The sequence below is a fragment of the Asaia sp. HumB genome (genome assembly GCF_030263835.1).
GTDB classification, from domain to species: domain Bacteria; phylum Pseudomonadota; class Alphaproteobacteria; order Acetobacterales; family Acetobacteraceae; genus Asaia; species Asaia bogorensis.
The window spans coordinates 422,237-439,512 of sequence record NZ_JARPML010000002.1 but is presented as its reverse complement, the minus strand read 5'-3'; the positions used below and the strand labels follow the sequence as shown (position 1 = coordinate 439,512).

Here is a 17,276-nt window from a genome sequence, read left to right as displayed (position 1 = left end):
AATGCGGCTGACCTTGGGGCCGCCGCTTCTGGTTTGTCACCGTTGGACTTGTTCCTGCATGCATCCATCGTGGTGCAGCTGGTCATGGTGGGGCTGATCTTGTGCAGCGCCTTTGTCTGGGCCGTGATCATCGAGAAGATCATCCTGATTCGCCGCGTCAATCGCGAGGCGACAGAATTCGAGGATCGTTTCTGGTCCGGCGGCAGCCTGGAGGATCTTTATGATTCCGACGGCGCAAAGCCGCTTCATCCGATGGCTGCTGTCTTCGGTGCGGCCATGGGCGAATGGCGCCGCTCTGCCCGCATCACGGGGATCGATCTGGCGCGCGGTGGTGTGCGTGATCGCGTGGATCGCGCGATCAACATCACGGTCGCCCGTGAAATGGATCGGCTGAGCCGTCGCGTGGTAGCTCTAGCTACTATTGGTCCCGTTGCCCCGTTTGTCGGTCTGTTCGGCACGGTGTGGGGCATCATGCACGCCTTCGGCTCGATCGCGGCCATGCACAACACGAACCTCGCTGTTGTGGCTCCCGGTATTTCAGAAGCCCTTTTCGCAACGGCAATCGGCCTCGTCACAGCAATTCCGGCCTATGTAGCCTATAACGTGACCAGCTCTGCCCTTGATCATTTCGCTGAGCGCATGGATGCGTTCGGTACCGAATTTGCCGCGATCCTGTCGCGACAGTCGGAAGAGCGGAGCTAAGACCCATGGGCATGTCTGCAGGGGGCGGCCCCGCACGCGGCCGCAGGCGACGCCCGGCGTCGGAAATCAACGTCACACCGCTGGTGGACGTCATGCTTGTGCTGCTCATCATCTTCATGGTGACAGCCCCCATGATGACGAGCGGCGTGAATGTGGATCTCCCCAAGACCGATGCCAGCCCGCTCAACGCTGATACCAAACCGATAACGGTCTCAATCAAGGCCGATGGCGGGACCTATTTGGGAGATGACCCGGTTTCGGCCGACCAGCTCGTCGCCCAGCTTCAGCAGGCCGCACAGAACGACAAGGAGCATCGCATCTTCGTCCGCGCTGATGCTCATATCAATTACGGACAGGTGATGGACATCATGGGGAAGATTACCTCAGGTGGCTTCACGCACGTGGCGCTGCTCGCCCAGCAGCCCGCCGCGGGCCAGTAACCAGAGGAGAAGCAGCCTTGCTGCGTCCCCGTCGGTCCGATGTCCGGCGCTTCCGCTATGCGCTGGGAGCGTCGGTTGCAGCGCATGCGCTGTTCATCGGCTTCCTTCTCGTGCGGCTGCCCATGAGCAAGCCCCCCGAGCCCCCCGAACCGCCGCCAATCGAGATGGCTTTCGAGGATTCCGGTCCTCCTGCCACGCCGCACAAGGCCGATACGCCAGCACCCAAGCCAGCGCCGGCGCCAGCCCCTACGCCGACAGACGCGCCGCCCGCTCCGACGCCGCCGACTCCTCAGCCTGTGGAGGAGCCGCCACCACCTGCGCCGCCGCCGCCGCCCATTCCGCCTCCGGCGGAAAGCAAGACGCCGCCTCTGCCTGACGTGAAGACACCTGAAAAGATGGTTGACGACTCGGCCGAGCCTATCAAGGCCTCGCCGCCCAAGCCGTCTCCCCCTTCCGCATCGAAGCAGGTTGCGCCACCTTCGCCCCAGACACAGCCTGTGGACAAGCTGCCTGAAACGCCGACCTTCTCGCATATCACGCAACCCAATGCGGCGAAGAAGACCCAGGCGGATTCGCACTCGCTGCTTGCGACACTCGATGCGCTGCGCGCCGACCAGAAGCAGACGCATCCGCCGAAGGCGCGCGCCAACCCACAGCAGGGCGGGGCGCCCAACGGGGGTGGTGCGCCGAATGGCGACATCACCAACGCGCTGAGTTCTGCCCAGCAGAAAGCGATTGGTGGCTCGGTGCGTCGTTGTTATTCGGAAGATACCGAAGCGCGTAATTATGCCTCATTTAGCGCGCATCTGATTGTGACGATCGATGCGACCGGAGAGGCGAGAATGGCGCGTTTTGCTCCCGATACCCAGGCGAAGGCAGCTTCCGACCCGTCCTATCGGGCGCTGGCCGAGCGTGCACGCGATGCCGTGCTCAGCCCGACCTGCTCGAAACTTCCCATCCCCTCGAACCTTCTGGGCAAGACGCACGAGCTCAAATTCGTGTTCCGCCCCTGAGGTTTTCAGGTTCATGATCCTCCCAGACCGCAAGAGACCCGCATTCATGTCACGCGATACGTTCAGTTTCGACAGGCCCCTGCTGACCGACGACCAGGCGCAGAGCCTCTCCTCCCTGTTCTCACGACGCTCGGTTCTCGGTGCGTCCCTTGCCGCTGGCGGTCTGCTGGCCACGCCGATTGGCGCCTTCGCGCAGAATGCCGCAGGCGGCGCGCCCGGCGAGGCGGAGATCACTGTTGATCAGGCCCGTACAGCGCCTATCCCCATCTCCATCCCGTCTTTCGGTCCCGGACTGGGCGAGCAGATCACCAGTGTGGTCACTGCCGATCTCGACAGTACCGGCCTGTTTACGATCCTGCCCGGCTCCTCTGGCACGCCGGATTTTGCCGCGCTCAAGGCGCAGGGTGCACGCGCCGCGGTCACGGGGAGTGCTGCGGGTTCGAGCAGCACGCGCGTCGAGATGCGTCTGTGGAACGTTCTGACAGGCGAGCAGATCCAGGGCACGGCCTATACGGCCTCAGCTGGCAACTGGCGTCGCATCGCCCATACGATAGCTGACGTGATCTATGAGCGCATGCTGGGCGAGAAGGGCTATTTCGATACGCGCATTGCGTATATCGCCCGTACTGGCCCGCGCCATCACCAGATCACGCGTCTTGCGGTGATGGATCAGGACGGCGCCAACAGCCACATGCTGACCTCGGGTCAGTGGCTGACGCTCACGCCGCGTTTCAACCCGGTGCGCGACCAGATTGCGTTCATGTCCTATGCCAATAACCGTCCGCGCGTTTATACGTTCGATCTCGGCTCGGGCAGCCAGCGTATGTTGGGTGAATTTGAGGGCATCTCCTTTGCCCCGCGTTTCTCCCCCAATGGCAGCCAGGTTGTGCTCTCGGCAACGCGTGGCGGCGGGTCGGACATATTCGTTGTCGATCTTGGCTCGGGCTCCAAACGCCAGATCACCAATTCCGGTGCGATCGATACGAGCCCGTGCTTCAGCCCCGACGGCAGCCAGATCGTGTTCAACTCCGACCGTGGTGGATCGCCGCAGCTCTACATCATGAGTGCATCAGGCGGCGGCGCGCGTCGTATTTCCTACGGTCACGGCACGTACGGGTCGCCAGTCTGGTCGCCGCGTGGCGATGTGATTGCCTTCACCCGTATTGCCAATGGTCGCTTCTCGCTTGGTGTGATGGGACCGGACGGAACGGGAGAGCGCATCCTGACCGAGGGCTTTACGGTCGAGAGCCCGACCTTCTGTCCGAATGGTCGCGTTATCGCCTTTTGCCGCCAGTCGGCAGCCGGGGCAGGGGGCGCCGGGTTCTCCAGTGGAATCGGCACGATCGACATCACCGGATTCCATGAGCGGCCCGTACGCACCAGCACGGGCGCTTCTGATCCGGCCTGGTCCCCGCTTCAGGGCTGAATAAAGCCGTGAGGCTGTGTCTCTGATGCCGCTTTTTGTGGCGTTGGAGACACTAATTCTGAATTTCTAATGAAATCCACGCGACTTGGTGCGCGATGGTAGTCATGCCGCTTGACCGCGCTTTGTGGGAATGAGTATGGCCGATCTTGGTCGTCGGGATCGGTAAGGCCCAATGGTTATGGTAACCAGCAAGCAAAACGGGAACTCCGACCTTCGTAATTAGTTGTCGTCACGCTTCCTGGTCCCGGATGGGGACTATATTCAGGGTTGGCAAAAATGAATTTCAAGCTTCTCGGTGCGCTTGGCCTTGCAGTCGTTCTGGCTGCATGCTCGGATGAATCAAACAAGGGTGCATCGACCGGTGCAGGCGCAACGGCTCAGGAAACCGGCGCTGCGCCCGGTAGCGAAGCCGATCTGGTCGCCAATGTCGGCGATCGCGTCTTCTTCGACCTGAACCGCAACACGCTCTCCAGCGATGCACAGGCAACTCTGGACAAGCAGGCAGCATGGCTCGCCCGCTACCCGCAGGTCAGCGTCGAAATCGCTGGTAACTGCGATGACCGTGGCACGGAAGAGTACAACATTGCGCTCGGCCAGCGTCGCGCGAATGCAGCTCGTGACTATCTGGTTGCCAAGGGCGTTGCTCCTTCGCGCATCACGACGATCTCCTACGGCAAGGACCGTCCGACCGCTGATGGTGACGACGAGCAGGCATGGGCTCAGAACCGTAACGCGATCACCTCGGTCAAGTAATCGGTTCGAGACTGCCGGATTGTTCGTGGTTCTGACCTGATTTTTCACGTCAGCGTCTCGACAACCTGCCAACTCTGACGATTGATTCTCCCCTGCGACCTGTAGGGGATGAATTCGGATCTGACAAAACCGGCTGGTGCTGTGGCATCAGCCGGTTTTGTTTTATGGAACGTCTGATTTACAAGTCCTTTTGAGCTATACGGCGAAGGATCATGCGCGGCATGATGCCAGCCATCACGATCTGACCGAAGGATGCGCCATGCGCGGTGCCCGAGTTTCCCGCTTCCTCATTCTCTCAACCGTCGCCGCTGCAACAGGGCTGGGGCTCTCACCTGCACAGGCTCAGGTCACGAGCCGCGAGGGTATCGCGCTGCAAAACCAGATCCAGCAGCTCTCGCAGCAGCTTCAGCAGGTGCAGTCCAGTGCATCCTCCGTGCCGGTGAGTGGCAATGCCGCCCCTGCCGTCAGTTCAGGCAACGGCGATCTCGTTTCCCAGCTTCTGCAGCGTGTCTCGACGCTCGAGAACGAGAACCGGGAGATGCGCGGAGAGCTCGATCAGCTGACCAATCAGGTCCAGACGCAGAATGCGACGCTGACCAAGCAGATTGGCGATATGCAGTTCGCCGCCCAGAATGGAGCCGGTGGCGCTGCGGCAGGCGCTGCGTCCAGTGTCGGTGCCGGTGCCATGACTGCGCCAGCCACTTCCAGTGCGCCACCCGCAGCGCCCGCAGATAAACCGGCGACCGCGCTGGATCTGCTCAAATCCGGTCAGGCTGCCCTGAAGAGCCGTGACTATGCCACGGCACAGAGCAATGCCGAGCAGGCGCTGAAACTGGCCAAGACGGCCAATGGGAAGCTCGAATCCCAATTCCTGCTCGCCCAGTCTCTCGCGGGGCAGAAGCAGTATCGCGATTCCGCTGTTGCCTATTACGACGCTTATAATCGCTCCCCCAAGTCCACGCGCGCGCAGGAAGCCCTGCTTGGCGTCTCAGCCTCCATGCTGGCAATGGGCGACAAGAACTCGGCCTGTCAGGCCCTGCAGAAGCTCGATTCCGAGTTTCCTTCGCCCACACCGCGCGTGAAGGCTGCCGTCACAAGCTTCAAGGGCCGTGCCAACTGCCACTGAACGGGCTGATGCCTACAGCTGAAACTGTGGACCGGCCATCCCAGCCGGGTGCATGGCCCATCGCAGCAGGGGAGTTTGCGGCCCTCATGCAGGGCTTCGGGGCTTTTCCATCTGATGAGCCCCGCTTTCCACTCGGTGTCGCAGTTTCGGGGGGGGCAGATAGTCTCTGTCTTGCCTGGTTGCTGCGACGCTGGCGACGTGCCGTCAGGGCATTTGTTGTCGATCATGGCTTGCGGCAAGACTCCGCAGCCGAGGCTGCGCTGACAGCGTCCAGACTTGAGGCGCTCGATATCCCCGTGAGCGTTCTGTGCATTCAGGCGCTCGATGGCACGCGACGATTGCAGGAGACCGCGAGGGCGGCCCGTTATCAGATCCTCGCCGAGGCCTGCGCCGCCCATGGTATTCTCGATCTTGCATTGGGGCATCATGCCGGCGATCAGGCGGAGACCTTCATCATGCGCAAGGCGCATGGAAGTACACCCTATGGCCTTGCTTCCATGGCGCTCAGTCGTGAGACGCCGCATCTGCGCTATCTTCGCCCTCTGCTGTCAATTGCGCCGGAGCGGCTTCGTGCCACACTGCAGGCGCAGGATATAGAATGGGTGGAAGACCCCAGTAACCAGAAACGATGCTTCGAGCGTGTCCGTATACGGCAGGATATGGACGCCTCAGCGCGGTGCGATACGCTGGTTGAGGCAAGCATTTACGGAGCACTACGTAACAGACGATCGGAGACCGTTGCACATTGGCTCGCCTCGATCCGCCTTGATCCTGCCGGATATGCCGTCATGACAACTTTGCCCGATGACCCGGCCCTCCTGGGGCAGCTCTGGCAGATGATATCCGGCGCGGCTTATCCTCCCTCTCCATCGGATCTCGCCGGATTGATCGCGTCGCCGCGTGCGATGACGCTCTCAGGGGGTATCCTGCTCAAGGCAGGGCGGTATGGCCAGGGGTGGATCCTGGCACGCGAGGCAGCAGCGATCCGTGGGCAGTCAGCCTTGTATCAGGGGCTCTGGTGGGACCGGCGTTTCAAGGTGCGGGGTGCGCCGCTGCAGCCTGGGCTGAGCATTGGCGCCCTGGGGCCGGAATCACGCCGCTATCGTCACCATCCATTGCCCTCTCGAGTACTGGCCGCCCTTCCAGCCTTATGGCGAGGCGGCAGCGTCGTGGGTGTACCGACGCTGGGTGAGGGCATTTCACAGGACTGGCCCGGCTTCGAAGTCGCGTTCGAGCCTGCCGTGAGCCTGAGTGACCGGTCAAGATGGCCAGATTACCGGGAAACCGTGAAAACTTGATCGTCGGGGGGTGGGAACGTCCCCCCAAATGCTTATGTTATGAAAAAGATCAGCGCTGTTGTCGGTTCAGGGCAGCAGACGGGGCTACCGACGCCGACGTCTCTCCTCTGGGGGCACGCCGGCCGCATGGCCTGGCACCTGTTATTTGGAAACAATAGAGACCGTGATGAACAATTTTGGCCGCAATCTGGCACTCTGGGTGATCATCATCGTTCTGGCGTTGTTGCTCTTCCTGGCGTTTCAGCCCACGGGAAGCCAGCACGCGGCGCAGCAACTCGCCTATTCCGATTTCGTAACCGATATCGATGAAGGCAAGGTGCGCTCTGTCGTTGTGCAGAACCAGAACATCACAGGCACTTTGAAGGACGGTACGTCTTTCGAGACCTATGCACCGGTTGACCCTGGCCTCGTGCCACGGATGACGGGTAAGGGCGTGGAGGTTGTGGCCAAGCCGCTTGACGCAGATGGCAGCCCCATCCTGCGTGCGGTCACGAGTTGGCTGCCGATGATCTTCCTCCTGGGTATCGGTATCCTGTTCTTCCGGCAGATGCAGTCGGGTAGTGGCCGAGCCATGGGCTTCGGAAAGTCGCGTGCCCGCCTTCTGACCGAGAAGCAGGGACGCGTCACATTTGACGATGTGGCCGGCATTGACGAGGCGAAAGCCGAGCTTGAGGAAATTGTCGAGTTTCTGAAGGATCCGCAGAAATTCACCCGCCTGGGCGGCAAGATTCCTAAAGGCGCGCTGCTTGTTGGCCCTCCGGGCACAGGTAAGACCCTGCTCGCGCGTGCTATCGCGGGTGAAGCCAATGTACCGTTCTTCACGATCTCCGGTTCGGACTTCGTCGAGATGTTCGTGGGTGTCGGCGCTTCCCGTGTCCGCGACATGTTCGAGCAGGGGAAGAAATCGGCGCCGTGCATCATCTTCATTGACGAAATCGATGCGGTTGGCCGTCATCGCGGCGCAGGTCTGGGTGGCGGCAATGACGAACGCGAACAGACCCTCAACCAGATGTTGGTGGAGATGGACGGGTTTGAGAGCAATGAGGGCGTTATCCTCATCGCGGCGACAAACCGTCCTGACGTGCTCGACCCTGCCTTGCTCCGCCCCGGTCGTTTCGATCGTCAGGTTGTGGTGCCGAACCCGGATGTTGCAGGGCGTGAGAAGATCCTGCGCGTCCATATGCGCAAGGTACCGCTGGCGTCGGATGTTGATCCCAAGGTGATCGCCCGTGGTACGCCGGGATTCTCCGGTGCCGACCTTGCCAATCTGGTCAACGAGGCCGCTCTGCTCGCTGCCCGTCTGGGCAAGCGCACCGTGGCAATGCTCGAATTCGACAATGCCAAGGACAAGGTTCTGATGGGCGCCGAACGTCGCTCACTGGCCATGACCGAGGACGAGAAGAAGAAGACAGCGTACCATGAAGGTGGCCATGCCATCTGTGCCCTGCTGACTGCCGGTTCCGATCCTATACACAAGGCGACCATCATTCCACGTGGCCGTGCGCTTGGCATGGTTCAGATCCTCCCGGAAGGTGATCGTCTTAACATGAGCCGGACCCAGCTCAAGGCGCAGCTCGTGCTGGCCATGGGTGGCCGTGCTGCTGAAGAGATCATCTTCGGCGCCGAAAATGTCGAGACCGGTGCCTCTGGTGACATCAAGATGGCGACGAATTACGCGCGCCGCATGGTCACTGAGTGGGGCATGAGCGAGAAGCTCGGCATGGTCGCTTACGGTGATAATGGTCAGGAGGTATTCCTGGGACACTCCGTGACGCAGAACAAGAACGTGTCCGAGCAGACCGCGATGGAAATCGATCGCGAGATCCGGGTTTTGATCGATACGGCGTATCGTCAGGCTCACGCGCTCTTGCTGGAGCATATCGACGCGCTGCACCGGGTCGCCAAGGCACTTCTTGAGTATGAGACGCTGTCTGGAGATGAGGTTGCACGTGTACTCCGCGGTGAGGAGATTACCCGTCTTGAGGTAGACGATTCGACTCCTGAAAACCGCCGGTCATCGGTGCCCACGGTCAAGGCCAAGACGGGAGGGTCAACAGAAGCACTGGATCCGTCGCCGCAACCAGGCTGAGGCTCGCTACTATTGAGGAGAGGGGGCGCAAGCCCCCTTTTTTCGTATGGCGCGGTGTGCTTGAAGAACCTCATGTCTCGCGCAGAAGCAAGCGACAGGAAGGGCGATCATGAGCAAGCAATCCAGTACAGGCCGCAAGCTGTTTGGCACTGACGGTATCCGGGGCAAGGCCAATACTTTTCCCATGACCGTGGACGTTGCCCTTCGCCTTGGGCAGGCAGCAGGTCTCTATTTCCGTCGTGGTGCCCATCGTCATAGCGTTGTACTTGGCAAGGATACTCGCCTCTCGGGATACATGATTGAAAGCGCCCTCGTATCAGGCTTCCTGTCGGCTGGTATGGACGTCATCCTTGTTGGGCCTCTGCCCACACCGGCCATTGCGATGCTCGCACGCTCCTTGCGCGCCGATCTGGGGGTCATGATTTCGGCCTCCCACAACCCGTTCGGCGATAATGGGATCAAGCTGTTCGGTCCTGATGGCTTCAAGCTCTCTGACGAAGTTGAGGCAGAGATCGAGTCCATGATGGCCCAGGATCTGACGAATCAGATGGCCTCTCCTGAAGAAGTGGGCCGCGCGTCGCGTCTCAACGATGCAGCCGGGCGCTATATCGAGTCGGCCAAGGCAGCCTTTCCCAAGGGATCACGACTCGATGGCCTGCGTATCGTGCTCGACTGCGCCAATGGAGCGGCCTATCGCGTAGCCCCGGCAGCCCTATGGGAGCTGGGTGCCGAAGTCATCAAGATCGGGTGCGAGCCCAATGGGGTGAATATCAACGCGGCTTGCGGATCAACCCACCCGGAGACCTTGCAGCGTGCTGTGCTGGAGCATGGTGCCCATCTCGGGATTGCGCTCGATGGAGATGCCGACCGTCTGATCATCGTCGACGAGAAAGGCCAGATTGTGGATGGGGATCAGATCCTTGGTCTGATCGTGTTGTTTCTCCAGAAGAACGAGCGTCTCGGCAGCAATGACGCTGTCGCAACGATAATGTCCAATCTCGGTCTTGAAAAGAAACTCGCCGAGCATGGGATCACCCTACACCGCACTGCGGTGGGTGATCGCTACGTGGTTGAGAAGATGCGCGAGCAGGGGATCAAGCTTGGTGGCGAGCAGTCAGGCCATATGATCCTGTCCGATTTCGCAACCACCGGTGACGGACTGATTGCCGCGTTGCAGGTCCTTGCGGTGCTGGTCGAGGAAGGGAGGCCAGCCAGCGAGATCCTACGTGTATTCGAGCCGTATCCCCAGTTGCTGCGCAATGTGCGTTATCAGGGAGGCGATCCGCTTTCGACCGAAATGCTGGCACAGGCGAGGAAGGCGGCGGAGACGCGTCTTGGAAGCACTGGTCGTCTGGTACTGCGCAAGAGTGGAACGGAGCCGCTCATCCGTGTCATGGCCGAGGCCGAAGACCCCGCTCTTGTCGAGGAAATTGTCGCTTCGATCTGTGATGCCGTTCAGCGAGCCGTCGCTGCCTGATGCAAGGCCGGGTCCTCATTGTAGCAGGCAGCGATTCCGGTGGAGGCGCTGGGATACAAGCCGATATCAAGACGGTGACCGCACTGGGCGGCTTTGCTATGACGGCCCTGACCGCCGTGACCGCGCAAAATACGTCAGGCGTGAGCCGGATCGAGTATATGGCGCCCGATATGGTGGCAGAGCAGATGACGATGGTGCTTGAGGATATCGGCGCTGACGTCATCAAGCTCGGGATGCTCGGCAATGCGGGCATCATGGAGGCTGTGGGCCAGGTGCTGGCGCAACACTCCTCCATCCCCTGTGTGATTGACCCGGTGATGGTCGCCACGAGCGGTGCGAAACTGATAACACCGGATGGTGAGGTCGCTTTGGCGCAACTCTATAAGCGCTGTTTCATGCTCACGCCGAATTTGCCGGAACTTGAGGTGCTCCATGGTACTGCCATCTCGTCTGAGGATGACATGCTGGAGGCTGCTCGGGGTCTGGCCCGGTCGCAGGGGATCGAGTGGGTTCTGGCGAAGGGTGGCCATTTACCCGGGCCGCATTTGACGGATATCCTCGTTAACCGGGAGACCACACGCTTATACACCGATGGACGGATCGAGACGCTTCACACTCACGGCACAGGGTGCACTCTAGCCAGCGCGATCGCTACCGGTCTTGCGCAGGGGCTGGATGCTCCGGCGGCGGTGACGCGGGCGCGTCATTATGTCCGGCAGGCCATCTTGCAGGCACCCTCCTATGGAAAGGGAACTGCCCGCCCGATGAACCATCTTCCTTCGTCAGAGCGCGGGCTGTAGCGCTCCAAGAGAATGCTGGGATGGCTCCGTAACCGGGACCACAGAGACAGGCTTGTTTTCGTCACGAAGAACGTAACCCCGACCCCAGACTGTGCCAATCATCTGGCCCGCGCCAAATTGCTGCAATTTGCGCCGTAGCTTGCAGATGAACACGTCGATGATCTTCATTTCCGGCTCGTCGATGCCACCATAAAGGTGGTTGAGGAAGGCGTCCTTCGTCAAAACATTCCCACGCCGTAGCACTAATAGCTCCAGTATGGCGTATTCCTTGCCGGTCAACTGTACAGGATTGCCATTGACCGAGGCACTCTTTGCGTTGAGGTCGAGCGAAAGCGGTCCTACCGTCATGACTGTTGTGCTGAACCCTCTTGACCGGCGTAGTACAGCCTGAAGTCGTGCCAGCAATTCGTCAGTATCGAACGGCTTGGTGATGTAGTCATCGGCTCCGGCATGGAGTGCCTTGATCTTGGCCTGGGGGCGCGTCATTCCGCTCAGGACAATAATCGGGGTCTGGATCTGGGTTTTGCGGACCCGTCGGATGACTTCATATCCTTCCAGATCTTCGAGTGTCAGTTCTGTAAGGGCAAGATCATAATCATAATGGCGCAGCATATCGATTGCTTCATGCCCGGTCTGGGCATGATCAACAGTAATACCGCCCTGTTTGAGTGTTTTGATCAGCGCTTGAGCTGTAGCTTGGTCGCTTTCCACAAGAAGGAGGCGCATCTCATCAATCTCCAGGGTTGATGAGTCGTAGTTACTACCTAAGGTTGCTGCCGGCAAGAAAAATACTTGTTTAACGGCAAAACATTTCTTGGTGTAGGTAACGAGTCTTTAACGGATTAATCTTACAATTTCTCTGAAACAGGCGTTCGAATCCTCGGGCAAATCGAAGCTGTATCTAAGGTTTTTCGGTGTATTTTATAGTTTCGATTACACTAACATATAGAGTATTTAACGGCCGTTAACGAGCCTCGACCTGAGCTCGTCTTGTAGAGGGCGCCGCAACACAAGGGATGCGCGCTCAGGTTGTATTTCCAAGCGCCTATTCTTCATTGATCACTCCAACGGCATGTGCCTTTGATCGTGAAATTAACTAACCTGGGCTGCTCAACGATGGCGATGTTGATGATTTCGTCATGTATTTTGGCAAGTCACGCGCGTCGACGGGCCGGTAATGAGAAGTGAGTGCCGTGCGAATCAGGAAGAGCACCCGGCTGCAAAGATGGCATGAGATGGTGGATCGGGCGCAGGCCCTGACTGCGGTCCTGCGACGGGAAACCGGCGTGCGGCGCGCCAGGCGTAATGCCGAGGCCGAAATCGTCAGCGCCGAGCGCAATGTGCTAGCTTCTAACGATGAGGACAGCGCCGTTGAAGGGTTCGTCAACTGGCTTCCGGAAGCCCGTGCGTCGATTGAACGGGCGAGACTCGCGGAGCGCGAGGTCGCCATCGATGTTGCCGTGGCGTATCAGGCATTCATACAGGCGCGAGCCGCTATCAAACGCTCGCAAACAGGAAGCACGACTGAGGGGGCGGGGCAGGGAGAGGCTGAAGCTTTGAGCGATGCCCCCAAAGCATAAGCGCCATGCAGGCCGGTTGGGCCTAAGTCTAGAGGCTGAACGTCTCGGGGTGTCGCTAACGCGATCCGATGATGCTGAGGCAGTGCGTTTTCAGGCCCCCTCAGTCGTGAGCCACGGGCGACTGCCAATGATGACGCATGCAACTGGGTGGGTGGCGTCGCGGAGGAAAGAGAGATAGGTCGATCCACCATCGTCGAACAGGTCGGTACGGGCGCTGAGGATGGCGCTGACCACACCGGCTTCACGCGTTGCAAGGGTTTCGGCGGCATGACCCATAAGGCGCTGCACGGCCTTCTCGAGGGCGGTAAGAAGGTCGCCGCTGTCCCTGCCACACGCACCAAAACGCGCCTGAGTGCGATCCCAGTCTTCGCGGGAGATGAACGCCGGAATACCATTCTCAGGTGTCTGACGCTCCGCCCGTAAAAGCTGTCCCGTTTGCGCCAGGCCGAGGATATCGGCCTCGGGCAGGGTTGCCGGGTCGAGGGCAAATTCCTTCATGTCTGCTACTTTCTGCTTCAAGGATATCCGGGCCTGACGTGGCCCGGACGTGACCTTCAGGATACCCGGTTCAGTTATCCTGACCCTGCATCTGCCCCGGTGGTGTTCCCATAGCCTGCATCAGTGCAGTCACCTGATCCGGATGGGCGTGAAAGAGGGCAACATTGGCTGGGTTCGGTGCAGGCAGACCAGCGGGCAGAGGCTGACCATTTGTCGCAGCAACTGTCATCCCGAAGGCGGTCATACCCATCACGAACGTCTCTGGCGTGAAGCCGTGTGCGCTCAGGATGGCAGGCAGACCCGGGATGGCTTGCATCTGGGCGATTGTCGCCCGCAGCGACATTTGGGTGGAGTTGGGCGGTCGGATATTGGCCGCCTGAAGCGCCTGCACGGTCTGGGCTGCACGCGGCATGAAGTCGGCAGGCAGGGGATAACCCAGCCCTGCCTCGATATCCTGCCTCATTTCGGGCGGGATGCTCTGCTGGCTTTGCGCACCAGCGGGCGCGTTCTGCGCCAAGGCGTTTGTTGCAACCAGAGAAGGTGAGACGGCAAGCGCAAAGCCTAACGCAGCGAGTTTTGTCAGGTGCATTTTCATCATACCCACGCCCCCTTGCGCATCAGCGGTGTCGCAGTGCCATCCTCAGCCAGACCATCAAGGTCGATCTTGTCCGAGCCGATCATCCAGTCGATATGGATCATGCTTGTATTGGCACCGCGGGCAGCGAGCATTTCAGCCGAGGCCCCTTCGGTGTCGAACAGGCATTTGGTGTAGGCCTGGCCAAGCGCAATATGGCTCGAGGCATTTTCATCGAACAGCGTGTTGCGGAACAGGATGCCGGTGTCCGAGATGGGCGAGGCATGGGGCACCAGAGCCACTTCGCCAAGGCGGGCGGCGCCTTCATCTGTTTCCAGAATCCGGCGCAGCGCATCTTCTCCCTTGCCAGCATGGGCCTCGATGATACGCCCCTCAGCAAAGGTCACGCGGATTTCGTCGATCAGCGTGCCCTGATGAAAGAGCGGCTTGGTGCTTGAAACGTGTCCGATCACCCGATGGCTGTGAGGAGTCGTAAAGACCTCTTCGGTCGGTATGTTCGGGTTGCACTCAATCCCGTTTGTCGTGCGCTCGGCACCGCCCGCCCAGGCGTGGCCATCTGCAAGGCCTACAGTCAGATCCGTGCCGGGGCCGGTGAAGTGTAGGGCATGAAAGCGGCGCTCATTCAGCATCGCCGCCTTGGCATGCAGGGTTGCATTATGCTGTTTCCAGGCAACGACAGGATCAGCCGCATCCAGTCGGGACGAGGCAAATATGGCGTTCCAGAGTCGGTCCTGCGCTTCCTGCGTCGGCAGATCGGGAAAGACCTGCGCAGCCCAGCTGGCTGTTGCATAGGCAACAATCGTCCAGTTGGTATCAAAGCGCGTGATGATCTCCATGGCCTCACGGCTGGCACGCGATGCAGAGCGGCTTGCGCGTGACACGCGGGCCGGATCCTGCCCGTTGAGCAGGGTCGGATTACTGCCGGTAATGGCTAGGCGCGCAGCACCTTCCCGATAAGCCCGTGCAATGCCATCCGCCATCCACTGGGCGCTCTTGTCGAGGCTCTCATCGGAGGCAAAGCGATAGCGTGCCAACGTTGCCTCATCATCGGCATATTGCGTTGTGACGAGACTCGCGCCGGCGCGATAGGCGTGCTCGGTGATGCGGCGCACCAGCGAGACGGCCTCCAGCGGCGCGGAAATCACCAGCTCCTGGCCGGGCTGGAGATTCAGCCCGATGCGAACGGCAACTTCACCGAGTCTGTCGAGACGCTCGGTGAATGAGAGGGTGGCTTCAGACATCACGTTTCTCCTGCGGGGCAAGCCTTTGTTCGACTTCGGGTCGGTGCCCTGCTCACCTCGGGTGAGGGGCGCCTGATCGAACGAGATTACTCGCCAAATGTCTCGGCATGATGGGCGCGGCGCGGCGCACGGCGTTGACGCTCGTTGCGCTGTGCCTTGTCCTGCGTCGCGGGTTTGTCATTGCGTGGCCCGGTACGGATCTCGACCTCGAGTTCGCGGATACGACGTTGCACACTTTCCTTCAGCGAAGGCGATGTATGCGGCTTCATTGTGGCGAGCGTTTCCTTGAGGTCACGCAGCTGCTTCTGCTTCTCGGCCAGGTTGCGCCGGATGGGTTGGTTGTCTGAGAGCTGTCCTGTGTACGAACGCATCGTGAAATCTCTTTATCTGCCCGGTCAGCCCGGGACTCGTTTTTCGGCATGGAACCAGACCGACGACTCATCGCGCCGGGCCAGCCCCGTCATGTGAAGGTCAGAAGGGTGACTGCGCTGACACTCAGCGCGCGGTCAAACCCATTGAAGCAAGCGCCTCGATCAGGCGGCTCATCTCATCATCCGTGCCGATCGTGATGCGAAGCCAGTCGCGTATGCGAGGGGCACTCAGCTGCCGGACGATGATGTGGCGCTCCCGAAGCCCGGCCAGCAGATCGCCAGCCTTGTGCGCGGGATGGTGCACCAGAACGAAATTGGCACAGGAGGGCAGAATGTCAAAGCCCAACCCGCTTATGACCTGCACAAACCTGTCGCGGCTCGCCATAACCCGCCCGGTGGTCGAGGTCAGCCAGGCCGTATCGGCAATGGCGGCAGAGGCCCCGGCCTGGGCGAGGCGGCTGAGCGGATAGGAGTTGAAACTGTCCTTGACCCGGATCAGTCCCTCAATCAGGTCCGGGTGGCCTATGGCGTAACCAACCCGCAGCCCCGCGAGAGCACGCGACTTCGAAAGGGTTTGCACAACCAGCAGATTGTCATGCTCCCGGGTGAGGGACACAGCGGACTCGGCGCCAAAATCGACATAGGCTTCGTCGATGATGATGGTGCGGTCAGGCTGCAGCGTTGCAAGGTGCGAGATCGCCCCGAGTGACAGGGCGTGCCCGGTATTGGCGTTAGGATTGGCAATCGCGATGCCGCCGCACGGGATGGCATAATCCTCGATGTCGATCTCGAAGCGTTCGTTGAGCGGTATTTCCTGATAGGGCTGACCGAACAGACCGCAATAGACGGGATAGAACCCATAGCTTACATCGGCGAAGAGCATGGGCGCTTCCGGTGCGATCAGCGCCCTGAAGGCATGGGCCAGCACTTCGTCAGACCCGTTACCGACAAAAACGCGCTCCGGCACTGTGTCATAGACCGACGCGATGGTCTGGCGCAGATCACGGGCTGTGGGGTCCGGATAGAGCCGCAGGCTATCGTTGCAGCCTTCCTGCATGACGCTCAACGCGGCCGGGCTCGGTCCATAAGGAAGCTCGTTGGTGTTGAGCTTGAGGATATCAGTGAAATGCGGCTGCTCGCCCGGGATATAGGGGTGCAGATCCGCAACCAGCGGGTTCCAGAACCGGCTCATGAGAAATCCGCTTCGCTTGAGGTGAAAAGATGGCTCTGGCCATGCGATTCCGCGATATCGAGCACGGACAGGCCTTCTGCATCACGATGGGCAGGATTGGCACCCTTCGAGAGCAGAAACCGCACCATATCCTGACGTCCGAACATGACGGCAAACATGAGCGGCGTGCGGCCCAGATGGCTGGGTATATCGAGACTGGCGCCTGCACTGACGAGCAGTTCGGCCACGGCAAGATGCCCCTTGAAGGCGACCCCCGACAGGGCTGTCGCACCTTTTGCATCCTGCATGTCAGGGTTGGCGCCGCGTTCGAGAAGCAGCGCCGTCGCGGGTAGGACGCCATTATAGGCCGCTACGATCAAAGCCGTGTAGCCGCGGCTGTCCTGTGCATCGACTGCCATGCCTGCATCGAGAAATTGCGTCAGCATGTCGGTGTCGTCCACGCGGGCGGCATCGATGAAAAGCGCGGTGATCTGTTCTGGCGAAAAACTGCCTGCCGGCATCATCTCGGTCATCGTGGGGTGGAGACTCTCATTCCTGAACTGGCGCGGTCATGGGGATCGCAGAGAGAAATTATAGCCGAGCCCCGGTGGATCCGAAAGAAGGCCGGTAGATTTAGATGGCTCGTGCCCTATGGTGACTTGCCCTCTGATGCTGCGCCCGAAGCGCGTCTTGCGA

18 protein-coding genes are annotated in these 17,276 nt (G+C 60.3%); 11 read left to right on the top strand and 7 right to left on the bottom strand.

The window, feature by feature from the left end:
- Positions 1-33 precede the first annotated feature (33 nt).
- From tolQ to thiD, 10 genes are all read left to right on the top strand, one after another.
- Positions 34-702: a protein TolQ gene (gene tolQ / locus P5689_RS03310; protein WP_369794225.1), complete on the top strand. Its 669-nt coding sequence runs from the start codon at positions 34-36 to the stop codon at positions 700-702.
- Positions 703-707: 5 nt separating this feature from the next.
- On the top strand, positions 708-1,142 hold the full coding sequence (tolR, locus tag P5689_RS03305) for a protein TolR (protein ID WP_023978580.1): 435 nt from the start codon (positions 708-710) through the stop codon (positions 1,140-1,142).
- A 17-nt stretch (positions 1,143-1,159) separates the two neighbouring features.
- Positions 1,160-2,155 carry an energy transducer TonB gene (locus P5689_RS03300; protein ID WP_285532076.1) on the top strand — a complete coding sequence of 332 codons (996 nt, stop codon included), beginning with the start codon at positions 1,160-1,162 and terminating at the stop codon, positions 2,153-2,155.
- Between the two features lie 46 nt (positions 2,156-2,201).
- On the top strand, positions 2,202-3,581 hold the full coding sequence (gene tolB / locus P5689_RS03295; protein ID WP_051757603.1) for a Tol-Pal system beta propeller repeat protein TolB: 1,380 nt from the start codon (positions 2,202-2,204) through the stop codon (positions 3,579-3,581).
- Between the two features lie 276 nt (positions 3,582-3,857).
- On the top strand, positions 3,858-4,334 hold the full coding sequence (pal, locus tag P5689_RS03290; protein WP_023978578.1) for a peptidoglycan-associated lipoprotein Pal: 477 nt from the start codon (positions 3,858-3,860) through the stop codon (positions 4,332-4,334).
- Between the two features lie 259 nt (positions 4,335-4,593).
- Positions 4,594-5,460, top strand: a complete 867-nt coding sequence (locus tag P5689_RS03285) for a tol-pal system YbgF family protein (protein WP_031240704.1) — start codon at positions 4,594-4,596, stop codon at positions 5,458-5,460.
- A gap of 8 nt (positions 5,461-5,468) precedes the next feature.
- The gene (tilS, locus tag P5689_RS03280) at positions 5,469-6,758 is read left to right on the top strand and encodes a tRNA lysidine(34) synthetase TilS (protein WP_023978576.1); all 1,290 of its coding nucleotides are present in this window, start codon (positions 5,469-5,471) and stop codon (positions 6,756-6,758) included.
- Between the two features lie 166 nt (positions 6,759-6,924).
- Positions 6,925-8,847 carry an ATP-dependent zinc metalloprotease FtsH gene (gene ftsH, locus P5689_RS03275; RefSeq protein ID WP_035443910.1) on the top strand — a complete coding sequence of 641 codons (1,923 nt, stop codon included), beginning with the start codon at positions 6,925-6,927 and terminating at the stop codon, positions 8,845-8,847.
- 109 nt (positions 8,848-8,956) lie between these two features.
- On the top strand, positions 8,957-10,324 hold the full coding sequence (glmM, locus tag P5689_RS03270; protein WP_031240699.1) for a phosphoglucosamine mutase: 1,368 nt from the start codon (positions 8,957-8,959) through the stop codon (positions 10,322-10,324).
- On the top strand, positions 10,324-11,124 hold the full coding sequence (gene thiD / locus P5689_RS03265) for a bifunctional hydroxymethylpyrimidine kinase/phosphomethylpyrimidine kinase (protein ID WP_285532073.1): 801 nt from the start codon (positions 10,324-10,326) through the stop codon (positions 11,122-11,124). The genes glmM and thiD overlap by 1 nt, the downstream gene beginning before the upstream one ends.
- Here the strand turns inward: thiD and P5689_RS03260 are convergent.
- The gene (locus P5689_RS03260) at positions 11,107-11,850 is read right to left on the bottom strand and encodes a response regulator transcription factor (RefSeq protein WP_035443908.1); all 744 of its coding nucleotides are present in this window, start codon (positions 11,848-11,850) and stop codon (positions 11,107-11,109) included. The two genes, thiD and P5689_RS03260, sit on opposite strands and share 18 nt — an antisense overlap.
- A 509-nt stretch (positions 11,851-12,359) precedes the next feature.
- Between P5689_RS03260 and P5689_RS03255 the strand changes: the two genes are divergently transcribed.
- Entirely contained in the window at positions 12,360-12,704 is a 345-nt protein-coding gene (locus tag P5689_RS03255; RefSeq protein ID WP_285532071.1) for a hypothetical protein, read from the top strand.
- A 90-nt stretch (positions 12,705-12,794) separates the two neighbouring features.
- Here P5689_RS03255 and P5689_RS03250 read toward each other — a convergent pair whose 3' ends face one another.
- The 6 genes from P5689_RS03250 to P5689_RS03225 form a co-directional block, all read right to left on the bottom strand.
- Positions 12,795-13,223 carry a hypothetical protein gene (locus tag P5689_RS03250; RefSeq protein WP_285532069.1) on the bottom strand — a complete coding sequence of 143 codons (429 nt, stop codon included), beginning with the start codon at positions 13,221-13,223 and terminating at the stop codon, positions 12,795-12,797.
- Between the two features lie 49 nt (positions 13,224-13,272).
- The gene (locus tag P5689_RS03245) at positions 13,273-13,800 is read right to left on the bottom strand and encodes a hypothetical protein (protein ID WP_023978571.1); all 528 of its coding nucleotides are present in this window, start codon (positions 13,798-13,800) and stop codon (positions 13,273-13,275) included.
- Complete coding sequence (locus P5689_RS03240; protein WP_285532068.1) at positions 13,797-15,038, bottom strand: aminopeptidase; 1,242 nt, start codon at positions 15,036-15,038, stop codon at positions 13,797-13,799. The genes P5689_RS03245 and P5689_RS03240 overlap by 4 nt, the downstream gene beginning before the upstream one ends.
- Before the next feature lie 86 nt (positions 15,039-15,124).
- Positions 15,125-15,409 carry a hypothetical protein gene (locus P5689_RS03235; protein ID WP_285532067.1) on the bottom strand — a complete coding sequence of 95 codons (285 nt, stop codon included), beginning with the start codon at positions 15,407-15,409 and terminating at the stop codon, positions 15,125-15,127.
- Between the two features lie 124 nt (positions 15,410-15,533).
- Positions 15,534-16,601, bottom strand: a complete 1,068-nt coding sequence (locus tag P5689_RS03230) for a histidinol-phosphate transaminase (RefSeq protein ID WP_285532066.1) — start codon at positions 16,599-16,601, stop codon at positions 15,534-15,536.
- Positions 16,598-17,113: an ankyrin repeat domain-containing protein gene (locus tag P5689_RS03225; protein ID WP_122039834.1), complete on the bottom strand. Its 516-nt coding sequence runs from the start codon at positions 17,111-17,113 to the stop codon at positions 16,598-16,600. Before P5689_RS03225 ends, P5689_RS03230 begins: the two co-directional genes overlap by 4 nt.
- Between the last annotated feature and the right edge of the window lie 163 nt (positions 17,114-17,276).

Excerpts from the sequence above, each read along its gene's own strand:
- P5689_RS03225 (WP_122039834.1), bottom strand. The coding sequence starts at position 17,113 with ATGACCGAGATGATGCCGGCAGGCAGTTTTTCGCCAGAACAGATCACC.
- thiD (WP_285532073.1), top strand. The coding sequence starts at position 10,324 with ATGCAAGGCCGGGTCCTCATTGTAGCAGGCAGCGATTCCGGTGGAGGC.
- tilS (WP_023978576.1), top strand. The coding sequence starts at position 5,469 with ATGCCTACAGCTGAAACTGTGGACCGGCCATCCCAGCCGGGTGCATGG.
- pal (WP_023978578.1), top strand. The coding sequence starts at position 3,858 with ATGAATTTCAAGCTTCTCGGTGCGCTTGGCCTTGCAGTCGTTCTGGCT.
- glmM (WP_031240699.1), top strand. The coding sequence starts at position 8,957 with ATGAGCAAGCAATCCAGTACAGGCCGCAAGCTGTTTGGCACTGACGGT.
- P5689_RS03255 (WP_285532071.1), top strand. The coding sequence starts at position 12,360 with ATGGTGGATCGGGCGCAGGCCCTGACTGCGGTCCTGCGACGGGAAACC.
- ftsH (WP_035443910.1), top strand. The coding sequence starts at position 6,925 with ATGAACAATTTTGGCCGCAATCTGGCACTCTGGGTGATCATCATCGTT.
- P5689_RS03260 (WP_035443908.1), bottom strand. The coding sequence starts at position 11,850 with ATGCGCCTCCTTCTTGTGGAAAGCGACCAAGCTACAGCTCAAGCGCTG.
- P5689_RS03285 (WP_031240704.1), top strand. The coding sequence starts at position 4,594 with ATGCGCGGTGCCCGAGTTTCCCGCTTCCTCATTCTCTCAACCGTCGCC.
- P5689_RS03240 (WP_285532068.1), bottom strand. The coding sequence starts at position 15,038 with ATGTCTGAAGCCACCCTCTCATTCACCGAGCGTCTCGACAGACTCGGT.
- P5689_RS03230 (WP_285532066.1), bottom strand. The coding sequence starts at position 16,601 with ATGAGCCGGTTCTGGAACCCGCTGGTTGCGGATCTGCACCCCTATATC.
- tolR (WP_023978580.1), top strand. The coding sequence starts at position 708 with ATGGGCATGTCTGCAGGGGGCGGCCCCGCACGCGGCCGCAGGCGACGC.
- P5689_RS03235 (WP_285532067.1), bottom strand. The coding sequence starts at position 15,409 with ATGCGTTCGTACACAGGACAGCTCTCAGACAACCAACCCATCCGGCGC.
- tolB (WP_051757603.1), top strand. The coding sequence starts at position 2,202 with ATGTCACGCGATACGTTCAGTTTCGACAGGCCCCTGCTGACCGACGAC.
- P5689_RS03245 (WP_023978571.1), bottom strand. The coding sequence starts at position 13,800 with ATGATGAAAATGCACCTGACAAAACTCGCTGCGTTAGGCTTTGCGCTT.